Origin of the sequence: Comamonas piscis (assembly GCF_014109725.1) — a bacterium.
Lineage (GTDB): Bacteria > Pseudomonadota > Gammaproteobacteria > Burkholderiales > Burkholderiaceae_C > Comamonas > Comamonas piscis.
This window is the reverse complement of sequence record NZ_CP058554.1, coordinates 3,167,776-3,189,380: the sequence shown is the minus strand read 5'-3', so window position 1 is coordinate 3,189,380 and position 21,605 is coordinate 3,167,776. Positions and strand designations below refer to the sequence as shown.

Here is a 21,605-nt window from a genome sequence, read left to right as displayed (position 1 = left end):
GAGGGCCCACAGCCCTGTCTGGCCCATGGCATTAGTGCCCATGTGGTCCGCAGCCCAGGCGCTTGGCCGCATAATGCCGCCCAATACCGAAGGTGTCGGTTTTGCTTGCAGAACCACGCACCGCTCTTCTTTTTTGGCGGCCCTGTGCTTGCCCTTTCTCTACCCATCCGCCGCCATGCACCAGCACGACCACTCCCATGACCACGACCATGGTCACTGCGACCACGAGCACTGCCAGCACCAGCATGCCCACGGCCCCAAGCACATTTATGTGTACTCGCCCTCGGGCGCAGTGCGCGACAAAAAGGCCTTCAAGCGCGCAGTGAAGCGTTTGGAGGCCATGGGCCACCAGGTCGAGGTAGACCAGGACGCCCTGGCTTCCAGCACCCGGTTTGCCGGTGATGACGACATGCGACTAGCGGCCATCGCGCGCGCCAGCCAAAGCGGCGCCGATGTGGCGATGATCAGCCGAGGTGGCTATGGGCTCTCCCGCCTGTTGCACCGCATCGATTACGAACAGGTGGCCAAGGCGGTAGCTGCCGGTACCCGCTTTGTGGGTCTCAGCGATTTCAGCGCCTTCCAACTGGCGCTCTATGCCAAGACCCGCGCGGTGACCTGGGCTGGCCCTGCACTGGTGGGCGATTTTGGCGCGGCAGACGGCGTCGATGACATCATGCAGGACTGCTTTGAAGACCTGCTCAGCGGCGCTGGCGAAGGCACGGGCTGGCGCCTGACGGCCGAAAAGGCTGGCACGGTGACAGGCGCTTCGGCATCGGACGATATCTACATTCCCAAGGCCACGCTCTGGGGCGGCAACCTGGCGATGATCGCGTCGCTGGTGGGTACGCCTTATTTGCCCAAGATCAAGGGCGGGGTGTTGTTCATCGAGGATGTGGGCGAGACGCCTTACAAGATCGAGCGCATGCTGAGCACCTTGCTGCACGCAGGCGTACTGCCCCAGCAAAAAGCGGTGGTGTTTGGTCAGTTCAGTGATTACCAGCTGAATGCGCATGACAAGGGCTTCAAGCTGGCCACCGTGGTGCAGTGGCTGCGCACGCAGATCGAAGCGCCGGTGATTACCAACCTGCCTTTTGGCCATGTTCCGACCAAGGTGCTGCTGCCGGTCGGCGCCCAGGTCTCGCTGAGTGTGGAAGGCCGTGATGCGCTGATTTATTGGGGCCATCAATAAGTAACTGCGACCGGCTAATATCGGGTGAGGGGCAGCATATAGAGCTGTCATGCGCCCTTTTCCGCGTGCATATGAAAAGCTGGGACTTGCCCTGCCTGTTGGAATCTAAACAATTCGTAAGCTTGGCAGCAGGCGCAGGACTGGTCGTAAGCGCTGGTTTGCAGTGTAATATGCATGGTCGCTATTGATACATAAGGCTGGCGTTGCTCCTGGGGAGGAGGTAGCACCTGCCGTAACAAGAAAATCCATGACAACTGTCGCCACCGTGGTATTCATCGATATCTCGGGCAGTACTGCATTGTTCGAAACCTTGGGCAATGAACGGGCTGCGCGAGCAGTCGCGGGCATGACGGACGCTTTCAAGCAGGTCGTCGTGCAAGCGGGGGGCCGGGTGATCAAGACCCTGGGCGATGGTGTGTTGGCCATTTTCAACAGCAGTGCTTTGGCCGTCAGCGCCATGACCATGCTGATGCGCCGCCATTACGGGCAGTGGGATTCCCTGCCTGCCTCTCAGAAATTCCATGTTCGCGTCGGTATGAGCACCGGCGAAGTCGTGCTGATGGAGGGCGACTGCTACGGTGACTCCGTCAACATGGCTGCGCGTCTGTGCGAAAAAGCTGGCCACCGCGAGGTCTGGGCGGCCGCCTCGACGATGGAGTCCGGCGCCCGCGTCGACACCGTTTTTGTGCCCATGGGCTGGATGGATGTGCGCGGCAAGGCGGAGCAGCAAATGCTCTACCAGGTGCAATGGATTGAGCCTGAAGCCCAGGACATCGTGACCGCCTATGACTCGGTGCTGCCGATGAAGCCCGAGACCGTGGTGCAGATGCGCCTGCGGATGGCATCGGGTGGCGTGGAGCGGTTTTTCAGCACGCAAGAGATGCCGCTCTTTGTCGGCCGCTCGTCCGACTCGGAATGGGTGGTACTGGACCGCCGCGTCTCCCGCCAGCATGGCCGCATCGACTGGCGCAGCGGCAATGTGATCTACACCGACCTAAGCCGCTACGGCACTTGGGTGAGCTTTGGTGCGAACCCCGCGACTGCCGTGCGCCGTGAATCGGTGCAGCTGCATGGCGTGGGCGTGATGTACTTTGGCGTGTCGCCTGAAGACCCCACAGCGCCAAGCACGGCGTTCTCGGTGACGCCGGTCTAGGCATTCAGCGCAAACCCGGCCCGATGTGCCGGGCAGTACTTATCTTATGGCGTCTTCAGCGCTGCCAGCGCGGTGTAGATGCTGGCCGCATCCGTCGGGCGCACCACGCGTGCCACTTCCTGGCCATCGCGCAAAACCACCAAGGTAGGCCATAGCTTGATGCGGTAGCTGCGTCCCAAAGGCTTGCCGGGGCCATCTTCCACTTTCAGATGCCGGATATCGGCGCGCGGGCCCAGCGCATGCTCGATCAGGCCTTGTGCGCCCAGACAATGCGGGCACCAGGGCGTGCCAAATTCCAGGACGGTCAAACCGGGCTGGGTATCGATATCGGAGCGCTGGGGCTCCTGGCTGAGGTGCTGTGCCGAGTAGGTCAAAAGGCGGCTCCAAGGTGGGGATGCTGATCTGTTCCGTTATAGCACCGGCACAGTCTTTGTCCGTCAGCGCCAGTCACTTGTGCGGCGGTGTCATGTCCTGCAACCGGGCCAGCTCGTCGGGCGTATTGGCGTTGTAGAAGGCCTGGGCATCGTCAAACTGCACCAGACACTGGCCATGCTGTGCTGCCCACTGCCGCAGTTTGCGGCCGCCGCCGCCCACATATTGGCGCACGCTATCTGCCAGGCTGGTATGGATCAGGCAGAAGGTGGGTTGCAAAACCGGGCGCTCACTGCCGGGCTCCTCAGGCGGCGTGCATGCCATCGCAATGGGGCAATCCTGGGCAGCCGCTGCCTGCGCCAGGCGCTGGGACAGGTCTTGCGGGAAGTGCGGCGTGTCGCAGGCCACCGTCAACAGCCAGGGCGTTTGGCAGGCCGCCAAGCCGGCGGCAAACCCTGCGAGCGGGCCTGCGTAGGCTTCGGTGTCCGGCAAGCTTAGATCTGCCACTACCGGGTAGCCCAGCGCGCGGTAGGTATCCAGGTGGCGGTTGGCATTGATGAGCAGCGGTCCCACCTGCGGCTGCAGCCGTTGGGCGCAGTGCCATGCCAGCGGCTGGCCGCCCAGCAACTGCAGCCCTTTGTCAACACCGCCCATGCGCGTGCCCTGGCCGCCCGCGAGTATGAGGCCGGTGATGTGTTCAGGAGGAATGGCGGGTGCGGAAGAGGGCATAGTCGGCAAAGGCAGCAGGGGTTTCAGACCCTCTGATTGTCGCGCCCATCAGCGGAAGAAGCCGCCATCAGCCGCCGATATAGCTCATCTCCACCCGTTGGCGCTGCAGCGCAATCTCGGGGTGCTGGCTGCGCTGCTCGCTGTAGTTGTCACTGCGCTGGCCCCAGACCTGGGCGATGGCCTGGCGGATGTCGCTGTCGCTGGCGCCGTTGCGCAGCAGGGCGCGCAGGTCCCAGCCCTCGCTGGCAAACAGGCACAAAAACAGCTTGCCTTCGGTCGACAGGCGCGCGCGGTTGCAGTCCTGGCAAAAGGCGTGGGTGACACTGCTGATCAAACCAATCTCGCCCAGACTTGGATCATGCTCGGCGTTGGCACCAACATAGCCCCAGCGCACCGCCGTTTCTCCGGGCGCTTTCGCCGACAAGGGGGTGAGTGCAAAGGCGGATTGCAGGCGCTCCAGCACGGCATCCGAGGGCAGCACTTCTTCCAGCCGCCAGCCATTGGTGGCGCCCACATCCATGAACTCAATAAAGCGCAAGGTAACGCCGCTGCCGCGGAAATGCCGCGCCATCGCGATGACTTCGTGGTCATTGACGCCGCGCTTGACGACCATGTTCACCTTGATATTGGCAAAGCCGACCGCCTGCGCGGTTTCGATGCCCTGCAGCACGGTGGCGACCGGGAAATCCATGTCGTTCATCTGGCGGAACAACGGGTCGCTCAGGCTGTCGAGGCTGACCGTCAGGCGCTTGAGCCCGGCGTCTTTGAGGGCCCGGGCCTTGCGCGCCAGAATGGAGCCGTTGGTCGTCAGGGTCAGATCCATCGGGCTGCCGTTCAGCGTCTCGATCTGGGCCAACTGGGCGATCAGCGCTTCCAGGTTCTTGCGCAACAGCGGCTCGCCGCCAGTGATGCGCAGCTTGCCGACGCCCAGCTGGGCAAATAGCCGGGCACTGCGGCTGATCTCTTCAAAACTGAGCAAATCGCGGTGCGGCAGGTACTGGTGGTCCTTGTCAAACACATCCTTGGGCATGCAGTAGCTGCAGCGGAAGTTGCAGCGGTCCGTCACGCTGATGCGCAAATCCCGCAGTGGCCGTTGGCGTTGGTCATGCACAGCGCCGTTGTGAGACAGCGTGGCACCAGCCGGTGCAGGCATGGCCAAGCCCGCGTCACGCAGACGCAGGTCAACCAGGGAAATAACGGGACGATCCATAGCCGAATGGTACTAGAGCGCGCCCGCCAATACCGGCTTGCGGATATGTTGGGCGACGCTGCAGTTTGAGAAAAGTACCATTCCCAGGCCTGCGGGGCACTGGACTTGGTGTAAGGTTCGCCCCCTTGTTCCCTTTTGCTTTTCTTTTGCCATGACCCTGCCCAGCCACTCCTCTTCTTCGCCCGCCACTGTGGATGTTGCTGTTATTGGCGGTGGCCCAGCTGGCTTGATGGCAGCACACCGCCTGGCGCAAAGCGGGTTGCAGGTGACGGTGTATGACGCGATGCCCTCGGTGGGCCGCAAGTTCTTGCTCGCCGGGCGTGGCGGCTTGAACCTGACGCATTCTGAGCCGATGCCGCAGTTTGTAAGCCGCTTTGCGCGGCAGCAGGCGGTGGCTGCCTCCTGGCTGCAGTATTTTGGCGCTGCCGAGGTGCAGGCATGGGCGCAGGATCTGGGCATTGAGACCTTTGTCGGCACCTCGGGCCGGATTTTCCCTAAGGACATGAAGGCTGCGCCGCTGCTGCGCGCCTGGCTGGTAGCGATGCGGGCGTCGGGCGTGCGTTTTGCGATGCGCCACCGCTGGCTGGGCTGGGACGAGGCAGGCGCGCTGCGCTTTGCGGCGCCGGAAGGCGAGACCGCCGTGCAAGCCCGCGCCACGGTGCTGGCACTGGGCGGCGGCAGCTGGGCCCGGTTGGGCTCAGACGGCGCCTGGGTGCCGCTGCTGCAGCAGGTGGGCGTCGATACCGTCCCGCTGGAGCCCGCCAACTGCGGCTTTGATGTACGCATGCTGCCAGCCGCCAATGGCGAAACAGCGCCTGGCTGGTCGCCATTCTTTGCCGGCAAGTTTGCCGGCCAGCCATTTAAATCGGTGGCTATCCGCTTTGACGATGGCAGCGAGGCAGGCTTTGTCCGTCGCGGTGAGTTCGTCGCCACCGACACTGGCGTGGAAGGTAGCTTGGTCTACGCCGTGTCTGCGCAACTGCGCGAGGCCATCAAAGCCCATGGCCAGGCGACTTTTATGGTGGATTTGCTGCCCGACCACAGCGCTGAGCGCGTGCTGGCCGAGGTGCGCCATCCGCGCGGCTCACGCAGCCTGGCGAGCCATCTCAAAAGCCGCCTGGGACTGGAAGGGATCAAGGCCGCCTTGCTGTTTGAAGTGCTGGGCAAAGACGGTATGCAGGACGCGCAGCGGCTGGCTGCCGCCATCAAGGCATCTCCCATTACCGTGACTGCCACTCGCCCCTTGGACGAGGCGATCAGCACCGCAGGCGGCGTGGCCTTTGGCGCGCTCTCGCATGATTTGATGTGCAATGCCCGGCCAGGTTTGTTCTGTGCAGGTGAGATGCTGGATTGGGAAGCACCCACGGGTGGCTATTTGCTGACGGCCGCCTTGTCGAGCGGTGTGCGGGCTGCGCAGGGCGCAGCGCATTTCCTCAAGGGCTGAATCTGCCCAGGCAGCGCGACGTCTCGAAAACTAAGACGCCGCTGCCAAACCATTCTTGAAGTGCAGCATCACGCATGCGCGTGCTGCGGCGCCGTCGTGCGCGGTCAGCGCCTGCATCAAGGCGCGGTGCTCCTGCAGCGATTCCTCAATCCGCCCGGATTTGAAGAGGGAGTTGTGGCGGTTGAGCTTCATCACCTTGCGCAAATCAGCCACCATCTGGCTGAGCCATTTGTTGTCCAGCAGCTCCAGCACGCGCATATGAAAGCGCTCATTGGCGATAAAAAAGGCATCGCGCTCATGGACGGCTGCTTCCAGCGCGTCATGCAGGCCTTGAAGCTCGGCCAATTGCTCGGCACTGGCACAACTGGCCAGTTCGGCGGCGGCATCGCTTTCCAGCAAAGCGAGCAGGTGGTAGACCTGGAGCAGGTCTTTTTGCGAGACTTCGGTCACATAGGCGCCTCGGCGCAGCTTCATCGTGACGAGGCCCTCGGTGGCCAAAACCTTCAACGCCTCGCGCAAGGGCGTGCGGCTGATGCCTATTTCTTCGGCAATTTTCAGCTCGTCAATCCAGCTGCCGGGCGGCAGTTGGTGCGCAAAAATACGTTGCCGCAATAGCTCGGCAACGTCCTGGTACAGCGCGCGGGGCGCAAAATTGGGGAGGCTCATCGGTGGCGCCATTGTACAGAAGGCGACTGGAATTCAAAATTTTGCATTCATAATTATGAATAATGTACACTTGCCTGGCGGCCGTGGGTCGGCCAATATGCACTGTCTATAACGTATTTCGAGCTTGAGACATGACTGATTCCGCGAAGCACAACACTGCATCCGAGTTTCCCAAGGCCGACCGTGCCGCTTGGGACAAAGCCGCTGCCAAATCTGCCCCGGGTGGTGACGTCGGCAGCCTCGATTGGGTGACGCCCGATGGCATCACCGTCAAGCCGCTCTACACCGCAGCCGACACTGCCGACCTGCCGTTTGCCGACACCTTGCCCGGATTTGCCCCGTATCTGCGCGGCCCCCAGGCCACCATGTACGCGGTGCGGCCCTGGACCATTCGCCAGTACGCCGGCTTCTCGACCGCCGAAGAATCCAACGCCTTCTACCGCAAGGCGCTGGCCGCAGGCGGGCAGGGCGTATCCGTCGCTTTTGACCTGGCCACCCACCGGGGCTACGACAGCGACCACCCGCGCGTGACCGGCGACGTGGGCAAGGCTGGCGTCGCGATTGACTCGGTCGAGGACATGAAGATCCTCTTCAACAGCATCCCGCTGGACAAGGTCTCTGTCTCGATGACGATGAACGGCGCGGTGCTGCCGGTGCTGGCCGGCTATGTGGTGGCGGCCGAAGAGCAGGGCGTGCCGCAGGACCAGCTCTCGGGCACCATCCAGAACGACATTCTCAAAGAGTTCATGGTGCGCAACACCTATATCTACCCGCCCAAGCCGAGCATGCGCATCATCGGCGACATCATCGAGTACACGAGCCAGAACATGCCCAAGTTCAACTCGATCTCGATCAGCGGCTACCACATGCAAGAGGCGGGGGCCAACCAGGCGCTCGAACTCGCCTTCACCCTGGCCGATGGCAAGGAGTATGTAAAAACTGCCATCGCCAAGGGCATGGATGTGGATGCCTTTGCCGGGCGCCTGTCCTTCTTCTGGGCGGTGGGCATGAACTTTTACCTGGAGATCGCCAAGATGCGTGCGGCCCGCCTGCTGTGGTGCCGCATCATGACCGGCTTTGAGGCCAAGAACCCCAAGAGCCTGATGCTGCGCACCCACAGCCAGACGAGTGGATGGAGCCTGACCGAGCAGGACCCCTACAACAATGTGGTGCGCACCACCATTGAGGCCATGGCTGCCGTGTTTGGCGGCACGCAGTCGCTGCACACCAATGCGCTCGATGAAGCCATTGCCTTGCCCACCGAGTTCAGCGCCCGTATTGCGCGCAACACCCAGCTCATCATCCAGGAAGAAACCCACATCACCAATGTGATCGACCCCTGGGCTGGAAGCTACATGATGGAAAAGCTGACCCAGGACATGGCCGATGCCGCCTGGACCATCATCGAAGAGGTCGATGCCATGGGTGGCATGACCCAGGCGGTGGACAGTGGCTGGGCCAAGCTCAAGATCGAAGCCGCCGCTGCCGAGAAGCAGGCCCGCATCGACTCGGGCAAGGAAGTGATTGTCGGCGTTAACAAATACAAGCTGGCCAAGGAAGACCCGGTCGACATTCTGGAAGTGGACAACGTCAAGGTGCGCGACAGCCAGATTGCGCGCCTGAACCAGATCAAGGCGACGCGCGATGCTGCCAGTGTCGAGAAGGCCCTGCAAGCGCTCAGCGACGCCGCAGAATCCGGTGAAGGCAACTTGCTGGACCTGGCCATCCAGGCCGTGCGCCTGCGCGCCACCGTCGGCGAGGTATCGGATGCGCTGGAAAAATCGTATGGCCGCCACCGCGCTGACACGCAAAAGGTAACCGGCGTCTACGCTGCCGCCTATGACTCGGCGGAAGGCTGGGACACCCTGAAGGGCGAAATCGCCGCCTTTGCGGAAGCGCAAGGCCGCCGCCCCCGTGTGATGATCGCCAAGCTGGGCCAGGACGGCCATGACCGGGGCGCCAAGGTGGTAGCCACCGCCTTTGCCGACCTGGGCTATGACGTGGACATGGGCCCGCTGTTCCAGACCCCTGAAGAATGCGCCCGCCAGGCCATCGAGAACGATGTGCATGCCGTCGGTGTCTCCACCTTGGCTGCCGGCCACAAGACCTTGGTGCCGGCCATCATTGAAGAGCTGAAAAAGCAGGGCGCGGACGACATCATCGTGTTTGTCGGCGGCGTCATCCCTGCGCAGGATTACGACTACCTCTACAACGCCGGTGTCAAAGGCGTGTATGGCCCGGGTACGCCGATTCCGGCCAGTGCGAAGGATGTGCTGGAGCAGATCAAGGCCAGCTTGACCGCTTGAAGGTGGATATATACCATTGATATATATCACTGTTGAAAGTGCAGCATGTCAGACCTTGCCATCGCCAAAATATTTATGAACGGCCGCAGCCAGGCCGTGCGCCTGCCCAAAGAGTTCCGTTTTGACACCGACGAGGTGACCGTCGAGCGTTTGGCCGATGGCTCCGTGGTGCTGCGTCCCGTTCCGGTGGATGCCCATGCGGCGTGGTTGGCGCGTTTGGATGGCATCCTGGGTCGCTTTGAAGGCATGCCCGATGAGATCGAGCGTGACAAGACGCCACCGCGCGATATCGGTTTTGACTGATCCGGACCGCTCACGCTGACCTATGCCCCGTTACTACCTTGACACTAACATCTGCATTTATGCTTGGCACCGCCAGCATGCGCAGGTGTTGGCCCGCATGCGGAGCTTGGACCACACCCGTATGGTGATACCGTCGCTGGTCGCCGCAGAGCTGGCCAGTGGGGCCATGCGCAGTGCGCAGCCAGTGCGTAACCGCGCGCTGATGGAAGAAGCCCTGTCGCTGTTCCACATCGAGCCTTGGGGCGGTGATGCCATCTGGCACTACGGCGAGCAATCAGCCCGGCTGCGCAAGGCGGGTACTCCCATCGGGGCTATGGATCTGATGATTGGCTGCCAGGCCTTGGCCGACCCTGATGGCGTTTTGGTAACGCATAACGTTCGGGAGTTCGAGCGGATCCAAGGCCTGCGGATGGAAGACTGGATGGAGGATCTGGCATGAACCTCTCCTTTGCTCCCGTTGTCCAAAGCGATTTCGAGGCGCTGTTTGATCTCCGCATCGCCGCTATGCGCCAGAGCCTGGAGCGCCTGGGCATATTCAACCTGGACCATGCCCGCACGCGCTTTCAAAGCCAGTTTGATCCGCAGTATATGCAGCACATCTGCGTGGATGCGGGTGCCGGCGCAGGCTTGGAACGCGCCGGTCTGCTGACGGTGGTTCCCTACCACGATGGCCGTCTGAAGCTGCAGCATCTCTACTTGCTGCCTGCCTGGCACAACCGCCGCATTGGCGATTGGGCGCTGCAGCAGGTGCAAGACCGGGCGCAGCGCGAAGGCCGTGCGGTGTGGCTGGAGGTACTCAACCACAGCGATGCGATCCGGTTTTACGAGCGCCATGGCTTTGTACACATAGGCGGTGACCCGATTGACCTCTTGTACCAGTGGTGCCCGGCGCAGGGAATGTGACATGGTATTTGCTCTAGAAATTATGGCTGCAGTGGTGATGCATACAAGCGCGAGCCAGCAGGTGGCCGCCGAGGTGATGCCATGAGCCCAGAAATTGCCGAGCGCATCGCCGCCATCACGCAGACCAGTGCACCCGCCGTGCAGCGCCGCGCGATGGCCAAGGCCATCACCTTGCTGGAATCCACCCGCGCCGACCACCGCGCGCTGGGCGATGAACTGCTGACGGCCTTGCTGCCGCACACCGGCAAGTCATTGCGCCTGGGCATCAGCGGTGTGCCGGGCGTGGGCAAATCCACTTTTATTGAAACCCTGGGCCTCTACCTGATCGGCAAAGGGCTGCGTGTGGCGGTGCTGGCCATCGACCCTTCATCGACCGTGTCGGGTGGCTCCATTCTGGGTGACAAGACGCGCATGGAGCAGCTGTCGATGCGGCCCGAGGCCTATATCCGGCCCAGCCCATCCAGCGGTACCTTGGGCGGAGTCGCTGAGAAAACCCGCGAGGCCACCCTGGTCTGCGAGGCCGCCGGTTATGACGTGGTGATGGTGGAAACGGTAGGTGTCGGCCAGAGCGAAATTGCGGTACACGGCATGACGGACATGTTCTGCCTGCTGCAGCTGCCCAATGCTGGCGATGACCTGCAGGCCATCAAAAAGGGCGTGATGGAATTGGCGGATTTGGTCGTCATCAACAAAGCCGATATCGACCCGAATGCCGCCACCCGTGCGCAGTCGCAGATCACATCAAGCCTGCGTTTGCTGGGCATGCATGGCGGGCACGACCATGCCGCCCAGGGGGCGCTGTGGCAGCCCCGGGTGATCCAGATCAGCGCGCTGTTGGGGCAAGGGGTGGAAGCCTTCTGGGATGCCGTGACCAGCTACCGCCAGATGCAAACCCACAACGGCTGCCTGGAGCAGCGGCGGGAGAAGCAGTCCCTGGCATGGATGTGGGAGCGCATTGACCATGGGCTCAAGCTGGCGTTTCGCGCCCATCCCGCTGTGCGCGATATGCTGCCTGCCATGCAACAGCAAGTGGCCTCGGGCCAGTTGGCGGCATCGACGGCAGCCCGAAATTTACTGCTCGCGCAAAGCAGCGCAGCGACGATTCACAAGACGGACTGACCCGGGCTGCAATCCCAGATCAAGTCACAGAGACAACCTAGCTTCAAGGATGGAACATGCAAGATATCTTGGAACAACTGGAAAAAAAGCGTGAACTCGCCCGCCTGGGCGGCGGACAAAAGCGCATCGATGCGCAGCACAAAAAGGGCAAGCTGACGGCCCGCGAGCGCATCGAGCTGCTGCTGGACGACGGCACTTTTGAAGAGTGGGACATGTTTGTCGAGCATCGCTGCACCGACTTTGGCATGGAAGACACCAAGATTCCCGGCGATGGCGTGGTCACCGGCTACGGCATGATCAATGGCCGCTTAGTGTTTGTGTTCAGCCAGGATTTCACCGTGTTTGGTGGCGCGCTGTCCGAGACCCATGCCGAGAAGATCTGCAAGGTGATGGACCAGGCGATGAAGGTGGGCGCACCGGTCATCGGCCTCAATGACTCGGGTGGCGCCCGTATCCAGGAAGGCGTGGCATCGCTGGGTGGCTATGCCGACGTGTTCCAGAAGAATGTGCTGGCCTCGGGTGTGGTTCCACAGATTTCGATGATCATGGGCCCTTGCGCGGGCGGCGCGGTCTATTCGCCGGCGATGACCGACTTTATCTTCATGGTCAAGGATTCGAGCTATATGTTCGTCACCGGCCCGGAAGTGGTCAAAACCGTGACGCATGAGCAGGTGACTGCAGAAGAGCTGGGCGGCGCCGTTACCCATACCACCAAGAGCGGTGTGGCCGACATGGCGTTTGACAACGATGTGGAGGCGCTGATGATGCTGCGCCGCCTCTACAACTACCTGCCGCTGAACAACCGCGAAAAAGCGCCAGTGCGCGCCACCACCGACCCGGTCAACCGCGCCGATATGTCGCTGGACACCCTGGTGCCCGAGAACCCGAACAAGCCCTACGACATGAAGGAGCTGATCCTCAAGACGGTCGACGATGGCGATTTCTTTGAGCTGCAGCCCGAGTACGCGAAGAACATCCTGATCGGCTTTGCCCGCATGGCCGGCCAGACCGTCGGCATTGTGGCCAACCAACCGCTGGTGCTGGCCGGTTGCCTGGATATCAAGAGCTCCATCAAGGCCGCCCGCTTTGTGCGCTTTTGCGATGCCTTCAATATCCCCGTGGTCACCTTTGTCGATGTGCCGGGCTTTATGCCTGGCACCAGCCAGGAGTACGGCGGCATCATCAAGCACGGCGCCAAGCTGCTGTATGCGTATGCAGAATGCACCGTGCCGAAAATCACCGTCATCACCCGCAAGGCCTATGGCGGTGCTTATGACGTGATGTCTTCCAAGCACCTGCGCGGCGATGTGAACCTGGCTTGGCCGCAGGCGGAAATCGCGGTGATGGGTGCCAAGGGCGCTGTGGAGATCATCTTCCGCGAGGACAAGAACGACCCGGAAAAGCTCGCCAAGCGTGAAGCCGAATACAAGAGCCGCTTTGCCAACCCCTTTGTGGCTGGCGCCCGCGGCTTTATCGACGACGTCATTTTGCCGCACGAGACGCGCAAGCGCATTTGCCGCAGCCTGGAGATGCTCAAGAACAAGCAGCTTGAGAACCCCTGGCGCAAGCACGGCAACATCCCGCTCTAAACGCAGCAGTCCCGGATGCGCTCCACCTCCGTCCCACCTCGCATGGCCGCAAAACGGCGGGCGCAGCGCTTGCTGGCGCAGCGCCTGCTGTGTGCTGCTGTGGTCGGCATGGGTGTAGCGGCGGGCGCGCAGACCCAGTCTGGTATGCCGCCACCACCGAGCAGCAGCTGCGTTGCCCGCAGCGGCGCCCCGCTGGCCCAATCCTGGCAATATGTGTTTTCGTACGAGGGAGGCTGCGACAACGGCCTGGCCCAAGGCGAGGGCAGGGCGCAATGGCTGCCGCGCAGCGAGGACCGGGCGCCGATTGTTTGGCAGGGCCGCTTTGACCGGGGGATCTTCCTCAGTCGTCCGGTGGTGCGCGCGGCGCGGCCCTTGGCCGATAGCCAGGTGCTGCTCGATCTGGGCCCCTTGGCGGACAGCGAAGGCAAAGGTGGACGGCTGTGGGTGCAAGCGGCATTGGATGGCAATACGCCGGCCGATGCCTGCGCACCGATGGCGTTGCATGTGCTGGTGGATATCCATTCATCGCTGGGCTCCGAACAGGTGGCGCGGCAGTGGATGCAGGCGGCGCTGCAGCACTGGCAAGGTGCTTGCCCCGCTGCGGCGCAAAACCTGGTGCGGCTGATGCTGTACCAGGGCTTTGAGCTGGCAGCCGATAGCGATGGCCATTTGCCCGTGCCAGTGGTGCGGGCCACGGCCTCGCTGCAGGGGCGGGAGCTGCTGTTCCAGCAGTACAGCAACAATGCGGCGGCCCAGCAGCAGCACAACGCCGGCCTGCCCGAGCAGCGCCGCGAGTACAGCGCCAATGCCCAGCGGCTGCAGGCGATGGTGCGCCAGTACCAGGCCCGCCGGGTGGTGGACTTGCCCACCTTGGACAAAAACCTGTCTAGCTTGCGCGGCCAGGTGGTGTTGGTGGGGGTGCGGCCTGAGCGCATTTTGTCGCGCAGGCTGGCCAAGGTGCGCACGGCCCACCGAGACGGTTGGGACAGCACAGCCGCCGTGGTCGAAGGCCATGAAATTGCCCGCTGGGGCAAGGACAGCCGCCTGCTGGCGGTCAAGGTGCAGGGGCGCTCCACCGATGTGCGCACCCAGGACCAAGTGATCCTGCAATTGCTGGGCAGTGCGCGCTGCAGCGAGGTGGACTGTGAAGACTATTTGCTCATGCCCGGCGGGCAATGGGCGCATAACAAGGCGCTGCCGTAGACACGGCAGCATGGTGGCCAACCGAGAGATTCAACAAAGAGACGACAACCATGTTCAGCAAAATCCTGATTGCCAATCGCGGCGAGATTGCATGCCGCGTGATCGCCACGGCCCGCTCCATGGGCATCCAGACCGTTGCGGTCTACTCCGATGCGGACAAGGACGCGCGCCATGTAAAGCTGGCCGATGAGGCCGTGCACATTGGCGCAGCGCCCAGCCGCGAATCCTACCTGCTGGCTGACCGCATCATCGATGCGGCGCGCAAGACCGGCGCGCAGGCCATCCACCCGGGCTACGGCTTCCTGTCGGAGAACGAGGCCTTTGCCAAGCGCTGCGAAGACGAAGGCATTGCCTTTATCGGCCCCAAGGCGCATTCGATTGCCGCGATGGGCGACAAGATCGCCTCCAAGAAGCTGGCCAACGAAGCCCAGGTCAACACCATCCCCGGCTACAACGATGCCATCGAGAATGCGGAAAAAGCCGTCGGCATTGCGCAGGGCATTGGCTACCCGGTGATGATCAAGGCATCGGCCGGCGGCGGCGGCAAGGGCCTGCGCGTGGCCTACAACGACAAGGAAGCGCTGGAAGGCTTTACCGCCTGCCAGAACGAAGCCCGCAACAGCTTTGGCGATGACCGGATCTTTATCGAGAAGTTCGTGCAGGAGCCGCGCCATATCGAGATCCAGATCCTGGGCGATAGCCATGGCAATGTGGTCTACCTGAATGAGCGCGAATGCTCCATCCAGCGCCGCCACCAAAAGGTGATCGAAGAGGCGCCATCACCCTTTATCAGCGATGCCACCCGCAAGGCGATGGGCGAGCAGGCCGTGGCGCTGGCCAAGGCCGTTCAGTACCAGAGCGCTGGCACGGTGGAGTTTGTCGTGGGCAAGGACCAGGACTTCTACTTCCTGGAAATGAACACCCGCCTGCAGGTGGAGCACCCGGTGACCGAGTGCATCACCGGCCTTGATCTGGTCGAGCAGATGATCCGTGTGGCGGCGGGCGAGAAGCTGTCCTTCAGCCAGGCCGATGTGAAGCGCGATGGCTGGGCGATCGAATGCCGCATCAATGCGGAAGACCCATTCCGCAACTTTCTGCCATCAACCGGCCGCCTGGTGCGCTTTGAGCCGCCCAAGCAGACCATGTGGCAGGCCGACACCGCCCATTTGCAGGGTGTGCGCGTCGATACCGGGGTGTACGAGGGCGGCGAGATCCCCATGTACTACGACTCGATGATTGCGAAGCTGATCGTGCATGGCAAGGACCGCAACGAGGCGATTGCCAAGATGCGCGAGGCGCTCAACGGCTTTGCGATCCGGGGCATCAGCTCCAACATCCCATTCCAGGCCGCGCTGCTGGCCCATCCGCAATTTGTGTCGGGTGAGTTCAACACCGGTTTCATTGCCGAGCATTACGGCCAGGGCTTCCATGCCGAGGACGTACCGCACGAGGACACGGATTTTCTGGTGGCGCTGGCGATATTCCGCAACCGCCGCTACCGCGCGCGCGCATCCACCATCAGCGGCCAGATGCTGGGCCACCAACTGCGCGTGGGCCACAGCTACACGGCGGTGGTGCTGGGCGCCGAAGGCCAGCACAGTTTTGTCTCTGCCGAGGTGACCGATTTTGACGACGAGGCCCGTGTCTGCAAGGTCAGCATTGGCGACAAGGTCTACCAGTTCAGCAGCGAAGCCATACTGCGCGATGTGGTGACGCATGGCAGCTGCAACGGCCAGCCCTTTACCGCACAGATCGAGCGCGGCACGGCCAAGAACCCGCTGGCCTTGCGTGTGATCCACAATGGCACGCAACGCGACATCCTGGTGCTGTCGCAGCGCGGCGCCGAGCTGTACGAGCAGATGCCTTACAAGGCGCCGCCGGACCTGTCCAAGTTCCTGCTCTCGCCCATGCCCGGCCTGCTGGTCGATGTGGCCGTGCAACCGGGCCAGAAGGTGCAAGCCGGTGAGAAGCTGGCGGTCATCGAGGCGATGAAAATGGAAAACATTTTGTTTGCCACCCAAGATGGCGTGGTCAGCAAAGTGAGCGCCGCCAAGGGCAACTCGCTCGCAGTGGACGATATCATTCTGGAGTTTGAATGATCTGACTGCTTCGCCAAGACGCAGACCCGCTGCCCCGCAGCGGGTTTTTTTGTGCAAGGGCGAAGCGCGTACGAGAGGATGGGAATGCAACGAGGTTTATTGGCAGCGGCCGCACTGGTGCTGCTGGGGCTGGGCATCGTTCCGCTGGCGGCCGGGCACTTTCACTTGGGGGTGCTGGTGCCCGTTGGCTTGGGTCTGGTCGCAGGTTACCTGGCGTGGCGCTGGGCAGCAGTGCAAGCCTGGTGTGCGGTAAACCCGTGGCGGCGCTGGCTGTGGCGGGCTGCCTGGCTGGGCTTGCTGTTGTGGGTGATCAGCGTGGGCTGGCTCTGGCAGATGATCGCGGGCCTGGGTCAGACGCCCGCCGCCGTGCCGCCCGTGGCTGCCATTGTGGTGTTGGGCAGCGGTACAGAAGACGGCAAGCCACGGCCGGCCTTGGCCATGCGGCTAGATACCGCTGCACAACTGGCGGTCTTGCAGCCCCATGCAGTTCTCGCGGTTACTGGAGGTGTAGATTTTGGGCAAGACGAGAGCGAGGGCGCCATCATGGCGCGTTATCTGGCAGAGACGTATGGGCTCGATCCCCGCGTGATGGTGGTGGAAGAGCGCAGCACCAGCACAGTCCTTAATCTGGAATGGACGGGGCCCCTGCTGCAAGCGCGGGGTGTGGACCTGGCGCAGCCCATAGCGATCGTCAGCAGTGATTTTCACCTGTGGCGCGCGTTGCATATCGCCAAAGACCAGGGCTTTGGCCAGCCGATTGGCGTGGCGGCCCCCACACCACTGCTGACCCGCTTCAATGTCTGGCTGCGCGAGTATTTTGCAGTGGCCAGCAGCTGGGCCTTGGGGGAGTGGTAGGCGCTTAGGACCAGACCTCAGGCACTTGCGCGCCGCACCAGGTGGTAGCCCAAGTCCAGCCGGGTGTGGGCCACTGGCTGACCTTGTACGAGCTTTAGCAGCATCGTGGCAGCCTCGGCGCCAATGGCGCTGCGAGGCGTGTGGATGGTGGTGAGCGGCGGCACCATCTGCGCGCTGCCGGGCAAATCGTTGAATCCGGCAATGGCCAACTGTCCAGGAATGGACAGGCCCAGGCGGTTGGCCGCCAGCAGGGCACCCTGGGCCAGGTCATCGTTGCAGAAAAACACTGCATCCACGCCACCGCCCAACTGCAGCACCTGCTCCAACAGCTGGCCCCCTAAAGCGAGAGAGGAACGCTCGGGGCTCAGAATCTCCAGCCCCGGGTCGGCCAGGCCTGCTTGCAGCAAGGCTTGGCGGTAGCCTTGCAAGCGCTGCATGACCCGCGCATCGAGCTGGGCGCCACAAAAGGCGATCCGGCGGTAGCCCTGGGCCAGCAGGTGCTGGGTCATCGTCACGCCGGCATCTACTTGTGAGAACCCCACACTGTGCATGCCAGCAGCGGCGCCTTCAGCATGCAGCTCCATTAAATGCACGCAGGCGGTAGCACTGGCCGCCAGCAGCTGGGCACTGCCGGCGCTGCGCTCGTAACCGGTCAGCATCAGTCCTGCAGGCCGCATCGGCAGATAGGCGCGCAGTAGCTGCTCTTCTTCAGCAGGGCTGTAGTGCGACACCCCAATCAACAGGTGGTAGCCGGCAGCAAACAGCACCTTATGCGCGGCTTCGATCAGATCGACAAACAAGGTGTTGCTGAGCAGCGGCACGATGACCAGCACCTGGTGGCTTTTCTGCGATGCCAGCGCGCGCGCCGCTGGGTCTGGCACATAGCCCAGGCGCACAGCCACCTCGCGCACCTTGTCTGCTAGCGCAGGCGCTACTCGGCGCTCACCGCGCAGCGCGCGCGACACCGTCATCGGGCTGACCTCTGCGGCATCCGCCACATCCTGCAAGGTCACCCGCCCGCTGGCACGCGAGCGGCGGCTAGCGGGCTCGGCAGCTGGCTCGGGCAATGGGGTGGAAGGGGGCAGGGACAAGCAATTCTCCGGTCGATTCAGCAAGCAATATCCGGTATGATAGCGCTATCCCAGATTGATGGGGAATGAAGGCAGTGTCTGCAGGCGTCGCAAGAACTAGGCTGATGGCTTGAATCGGTTTGGTCCATGGGCGTCATCCAAGGGCAGTGCCTATTTTTTACCTATATTGGATAGCGCTAACCCAATGACCATGTCCTCTGTTGATTCTTCGCGTCGGCGTCCTGTAGCTCTGGTGGTAATGGGGGTATCGGGATGCGGCAAGTCCAGCGCCGGAGAAGCCATTGCAACGCACTTGGGTTGGCGCCTAGTCGAAGGCGACAGCTACCATGCCGCCGAAAGCGTGGCCAAGATGCAGGCGGGGATTGCGTTGACGGATGCCGACCGCGCTGGCTGGCTGCAGCGCTTGGCGCAGCTGCTGGCCGAGGCGGATGATGGCCAAGGGGTGGTGCTGACCTGCTCGGCGCTCAAACGGCAGTACCGCAAGTTGTTGCGTGCGTCCCAGGCGCGGCTGAGCTTTGTGTTTCTGGATCTCAGCTACGACACAGCCCTGGCGCGGGTGCAGCAGCGGGCGGGGCATTTCTTCTCGCCCGAGCTGGTGGCCAACCAGTTCGCGACCTTGGAAGACCCGCGTGATGAGGCGCAGGTGTTGACGGTAGATGCGGATACCCCCATCGATGCCATAGCGACGCAGGTGCAGCAGTGGTTGGCTGCGCAGCAGGCTTGAGTTGCAACAAAGCCTAGTGCCAGCACCGCCAGTGGCTGCTGTGCTATAAAAATTACATAAATAAAGGGGATGCTATGGCCTTGGCTGTGCGCTCCCCCATGATGCAAAGGATTCCCCATGATGCAGATCCACCCGGTTGTTCAGGCGGTCACTGACCGCATTCGGGCCAAGAGCGCGGATACGCGCAGCGCGTATTTGGCCCAGGTCGATGCGCTGGCCCAGCGCCCGCCGCAAATGCGGTCGATGGGCTGCGCCAATATTGCTCACGCCGTAGCAGGGGTGCCTGCCAATGACAAGCTGCGCATTGTCGAGATCAAGGGCCCGAACGTCGGCATTGTCACGGCCTACAACGATGTGCTGTCAGCCCACGCACCGCTGCAGCGCTACCCCGATATCCTGAAGGACGAGGCCCGCAAGCACGGCGCCACCGCGCAGGTGGCGGGTGGCGTGCCCGCCATGTGCGATGGGGTGACCCAGGGCATGCCGGGCATGGAGCTGAGCCTGTTCAGCCGCGATGCGATTGCGATGGGCACGGCGGTTGCGCTAACCCATGACACCTTTGATGCCGCGCTGATGCTCGGGGTGTGCGACAAGATTGTTCCTGGTCTGTTGATCGGCGCCCTGCATTTTGGGCACCTGCCGATGGTGTTTGTGCCGGCCGGGCCAATGACCTCAGGCCTGTCGAACAACGACAAGGCCAAGGTGCGCGAGCTGGCCGCACAAGGGCTGGTGGGCCGCGAAAAGCTGCTGGAAGCCGAGATGGCGGCCTACCATGATGCGGGGACTTGCACCTTCTACGGTACCGCCAACAGCAACCAGATGCTGCTCGAAGCCATGGGCCTGCATGTGCCGGGCAATGCCTTTATCAACCCCGAAGACGGCGCGCGTGAACTGTTGACCCGCGAGGCCATGCGCACCGTGCTGGACATCACTGCCGGCAAGCGCTTCGCCCCCATTGGCCGCGTGGTCGACGAGCGCTGCATTGTCAACGCCATGGTGGCCTTGCTGGCCACCGGCGGCTCGACCAACCACCTGATCCACTGGGTGGCGGTGGCGCGTGCGGCGGGCATCGTCATCGATTGGAATGATTTTGAGCAGCTGTCGTCGGTGGTGCCTTTGCTGGCGCGTGTTTACCCGAACGGCGCAGCCGATGTGAACCAGTTCCAGGCCGCCGGCGGCCCGGGCTATGTGATTGGCCAGCTGTTGGCTGCAGGCCTGATGCATGGCGATGTGCTGACCGTGCGCCCCGAGGGCCTGGCGGCTTACGCCACGGTGCCGCGCGTGGAAGCGGGCCAGCTCGTCTGGCAAGCTGCCACCGTATCGGGTGACGACAGCGTGCTGCGCCCCGTTAGCGCCCCTTTCAGCCCCACCGGTGGCCTCAAGCTGCTGACCGGCAATCTTGGCCGCAGCGTGATCAAGGTCAGCGCCGTGCCGCTGGATCGCCATGTGCTGCGGGCGCCGGCGTGGGTGTTTGATTCGCAGGAAGCGCTGCAGGCAGCGTTCAAATCCGGTGCCTTGGAGGACGCCTGCCAGACCAATGGCCATAACGGCCTGGTCTGTGTGGTGCGCTGGCAGGGACCGCGTGCCAATGGCATGCCTGAGCTGCACAAGCTGACCCCACCGTTGGCGGTATTGCAAGGCAAGGGCTACCAAGTGGCCTTGGTGACCGATGGCCGCATGAGCGGTGCCTCCGGCAAAGTACCCGCTGCTATCCATGTGTCGCCAGAAGCACTGGCTGGAGGCCCGCTGGCCAAAATTGAGACTGGCGATATGGTGCTGTTGGATGCTGAAACCGGTATCATGCAGGCCGAAGTGGATGCCGCCGTTTGGGAGGCACGCCCGCTTGCCACGATACCGGCCGAGCAGCTGCGCGCTAATGGCCGTGGTCTGGGACGAGAACTATTTGCCGGATTCCGGCGCAATGCGCTGAGCGCAGAAGAAGGAGCCTGCACATGGCTGAGCAACTGACCGCCTTATCCATCATGCAAGACGCGCCGGTGATTCCGGTGATTGTCCTGCGCGACGTCAACCACGCGGTGTCGATGGCCAAGGCCCTGGTCGCTGGTGGCATTCGTGTGCTGGAAGTAACCTTGCGCACCCCCCAAGGCCTGCCTTGTATCGAAGCCATTGCCAAGGCGGTGCCTGAAGCGATTGTGGGCGCCGGTACCGTCCGCAACGCCGCTGATGCGCGTGCTGCCGCCTCTGCTGGTGCGCGCTTTGCGGTCAGCCCTGGCTACACCACCAGTGTGGGCGATGCCTGCCGCGAGGCAGGTCTGCCGCTGCTGCCCGGTGTGGCCACCAGCAGCGAGATCATGCAGGCCCAGCAAGATGGCTTTAATGAACTGAAGTTCTTTCCGGCTGTACAAGCTGGTGGCATCAACATGCTCAAAGCCTGGCAGGGTCCCTTCGCCGAAGTGCGTTTTTGCCCGACCGGTGGCATTACGCCTACCAATGCGCCTGAGTTTCTGGCCTTGAAGAATGTGGTTTGTGTGGGCGGCTCCTGGTTGGTGCCGACGGACACCTTGGAGCGCGGCGACTGGGAACACATCACCTTGTTGGCCCGCGAAGCAGCAGCCCTGGCACGCAAAGACTGATTGCGGTCGGGCCATGGCATGCTGCACCTTGGCCCACAAAGCAAAAGGGCAGAAAC

General features: G+C 62.6%; 20 protein-coding genes. 15 read left to right on the top strand and 5 right to left on the bottom strand.

Going from position 1 to position 21,605, the window contains the following annotated elements; all coding sequences use genetic code 11:
• Nucleotides 1–175: 175 nt before the first annotated feature.
• Together HS961_RS14340 and HS961_RS14335 are read left to right on the top strand one after the other, a co-directional pair.
• Nucleotides 176–1,189: an LD-carboxypeptidase gene (locus tag HS961_RS14340; protein WP_182323067.1), complete on the top strand. Its 1,014-nt coding sequence runs from the start codon at nt 176–178 to the stop codon at nt 1,187–1,189.
• A gap of 247 nt (nt 1,190–1,436) precedes the next feature.
• The gene (locus HS961_RS14335; protein WP_182323065.1) at nt 1,437–2,342 is read left to right on the top strand and encodes an adenylate/guanylate cyclase domain-containing protein; all 906 of its coding nucleotides are present in this window, start codon (nt 1,437–1,439) and stop codon (nt 2,340–2,342) included.
• Between the two features lie 44 nt (nt 2,343–2,386).
• Here HS961_RS14335 and HS961_RS14330 read toward each other — a convergent pair whose 3' ends face one another.
• The 3 genes from HS961_RS14330 to moaA form a co-directional block, all read right to left on the bottom strand.
• Nucleotides 2,387–2,716: a thioredoxin family protein gene (locus HS961_RS14330; protein ID WP_182323063.1), complete on the bottom strand. Its 330-nt coding sequence runs from the start codon at nt 2,714–2,716 to the stop codon at nt 2,387–2,389.
• A gap of 73 nt (nt 2,717–2,789) precedes the next feature.
• On the bottom strand, nt 2,790–3,443 hold the full coding sequence (gene mobA, locus HS961_RS14325) for a molybdenum cofactor guanylyltransferase MobA (RefSeq protein ID WP_182323061.1): 654 nt from the start codon (nt 3,441–3,443) through the stop codon (nt 2,790–2,792).
• 67 nt (nt 3,444–3,510) lie between these two features.
• Nucleotides 3,511–4,653 carry a GTP 3',8-cyclase MoaA gene (gene moaA, locus HS961_RS14320; protein WP_182323059.1) on the bottom strand — a complete coding sequence of 381 codons (1,143 nt, stop codon included), beginning with the start codon at nt 4,651–4,653 and terminating at the stop codon, nt 3,511–3,513.
• Nucleotides 4,654–4,804: 151 nt separating this feature from the next.
• Between moaA and HS961_RS14315 the strand changes: the two genes are divergently transcribed.
• A complete protein-coding gene (locus tag HS961_RS14315) occupies nt 4,805–6,097 on the top strand; it encodes a TIGR03862 family flavoprotein (protein WP_182323057.1) in 1,293 nt (430 codons plus the stop codon).
• A gap of 30 nt (nt 6,098–6,127) precedes the next feature.
• Here HS961_RS14315 and HS961_RS14310 read toward each other — a convergent pair whose 3' ends face one another.
• Nucleotides 6,128–6,763, bottom strand: coding sequence for a GntR family transcriptional regulator (locus tag HS961_RS14310; RefSeq protein WP_182323055.1), 636 nt, complete (start codon nt 6,761–6,763; stop codon nt 6,128–6,130).
• A gap of 131 nt (nt 6,764–6,894) precedes the next feature.
• Here HS961_RS14310 and scpA point away from each other — a divergent pair, with 131 nt between their 5' ends.
• The 9 genes from scpA (at nt 6,895) to HS961_RS14265 (ending at nt 17,140) form a co-directional block, all read left to right on the top strand.
• Nucleotides 6,895–9,069: a methylmalonyl-CoA mutase gene (gene scpA / locus HS961_RS14305; protein WP_182323053.1), complete on the top strand. Its 2,175-nt coding sequence runs from the start codon at nt 6,895–6,897 to the stop codon at nt 9,067–9,069.
• Between the two features lie 45 nt (nt 9,070–9,114).
• Nucleotides 9,115–9,372 carry an antitoxin gene (locus HS961_RS14300; protein ID WP_182323051.1) on the top strand — a complete coding sequence of 86 codons (258 nt, stop codon included), beginning with the start codon at nt 9,115–9,117 and terminating at the stop codon, nt 9,370–9,372.
• A 22-nt stretch (nt 9,373–9,394) separates the two neighbouring features.
• Nucleotides 9,395–9,811, top strand: coding sequence for a type II toxin-antitoxin system VapC family toxin (locus tag HS961_RS14295; RefSeq protein ID WP_182323049.1), 417 nt, complete (start codon nt 9,395–9,397; stop codon nt 9,809–9,811).
• Nucleotides 9,808–10,275, top strand: coding sequence for a GNAT family N-acetyltransferase (locus HS961_RS14290; RefSeq protein ID WP_182323047.1), 468 nt, complete (start codon nt 9,808–9,810; stop codon nt 10,273–10,275). Before HS961_RS14295 ends, HS961_RS14290 begins: the two co-directional genes overlap by 4 nt.
• An 81-nt stretch (nt 10,276–10,356) precedes the next feature.
• Complete coding sequence (gene meaB / locus HS961_RS14285; protein WP_182323045.1) at nt 10,357–11,394, top strand: methylmalonyl Co-A mutase-associated GTPase MeaB; 1,038 nt, start codon at nt 10,357–10,359, stop codon at nt 11,392–11,394.
• A gap of 56 nt (nt 11,395–11,450) precedes the next feature.
• Nucleotides 11,451–12,983, top strand: a complete 1,533-nt coding sequence (locus HS961_RS14280) for an acyl-CoA carboxylase subunit beta (protein ID WP_182323042.1) — start codon at nt 11,451–11,453, stop codon at nt 12,981–12,983.
• Between the two features lie 42 nt (nt 12,984–13,025).
• A complete protein-coding gene (locus HS961_RS14275) occupies nt 13,026–14,186 on the top strand; it encodes a hypothetical protein (RefSeq protein ID WP_182323040.1) in 1,161 nt (386 codons plus the stop codon).
• 50 nt (nt 14,187–14,236) lie between these two features.
• A complete protein-coding gene (gene accC / locus HS961_RS14270) occupies nt 14,237–16,285 on the top strand; it encodes an acetyl-CoA carboxylase biotin carboxylase subunit (protein ID WP_182323038.1) in 2,049 nt (682 codons plus the stop codon).
• 84 nt (nt 16,286–16,369) lie between these two features.
• Nucleotides 16,370–17,140, top strand: coding sequence for a YdcF family protein (locus HS961_RS14265; RefSeq protein WP_182323037.1), 771 nt, complete (start codon nt 16,370–16,372; stop codon nt 17,138–17,140).
• Between the two features lie 17 nt (nt 17,141–17,157).
• Here HS961_RS14265 and HS961_RS14260 read toward each other — a convergent pair whose 3' ends face one another.
• The gene (locus tag HS961_RS14260) at nt 17,158–18,225 is read right to left on the bottom strand and encodes a LacI family DNA-binding transcriptional regulator (protein WP_412101660.1); all 1,068 of its coding nucleotides are present in this window, start codon (nt 18,223–18,225) and stop codon (nt 17,158–17,160) included.
• A gap of 196 nt (nt 18,226–18,421) precedes the next feature.
• Between HS961_RS14260 and HS961_RS14255 the strand changes: the two genes are divergently transcribed.
• From HS961_RS14255 to eda, 3 genes are all read left to right on the top strand, one after another.
• Nucleotides 18,422–18,955 carry a gluconokinase gene (locus tag HS961_RS14255; RefSeq protein WP_238347608.1) on the top strand — a complete coding sequence of 178 codons (534 nt, stop codon included), beginning with the start codon at nt 18,422–18,424 and terminating at the stop codon, nt 18,953–18,955.
• A 120-nt stretch (nt 18,956–19,075) separates the two neighbouring features.
• Nucleotides 19,076–20,923, top strand: a complete 1,848-nt coding sequence (edd, locus tag HS961_RS14250; RefSeq protein ID WP_182328269.1) for a phosphogluconate dehydratase — start codon at nt 19,076–19,078, stop codon at nt 20,921–20,923.
• Nucleotides 20,908–21,549: a bifunctional 4-hydroxy-2-oxoglutarate aldolase/2-dehydro-3-deoxy-phosphogluconate aldolase gene (gene eda, locus HS961_RS14245; RefSeq protein WP_182323036.1), complete on the top strand. Its 642-nt coding sequence runs from the start codon at nt 20,908–20,910 to the stop codon at nt 21,547–21,549. The genes edd and eda overlap by 16 nt, the downstream gene beginning before the upstream one ends.
• The last annotated feature ends 56 nt before the right edge of the window (nt 21,550–21,605 follow it).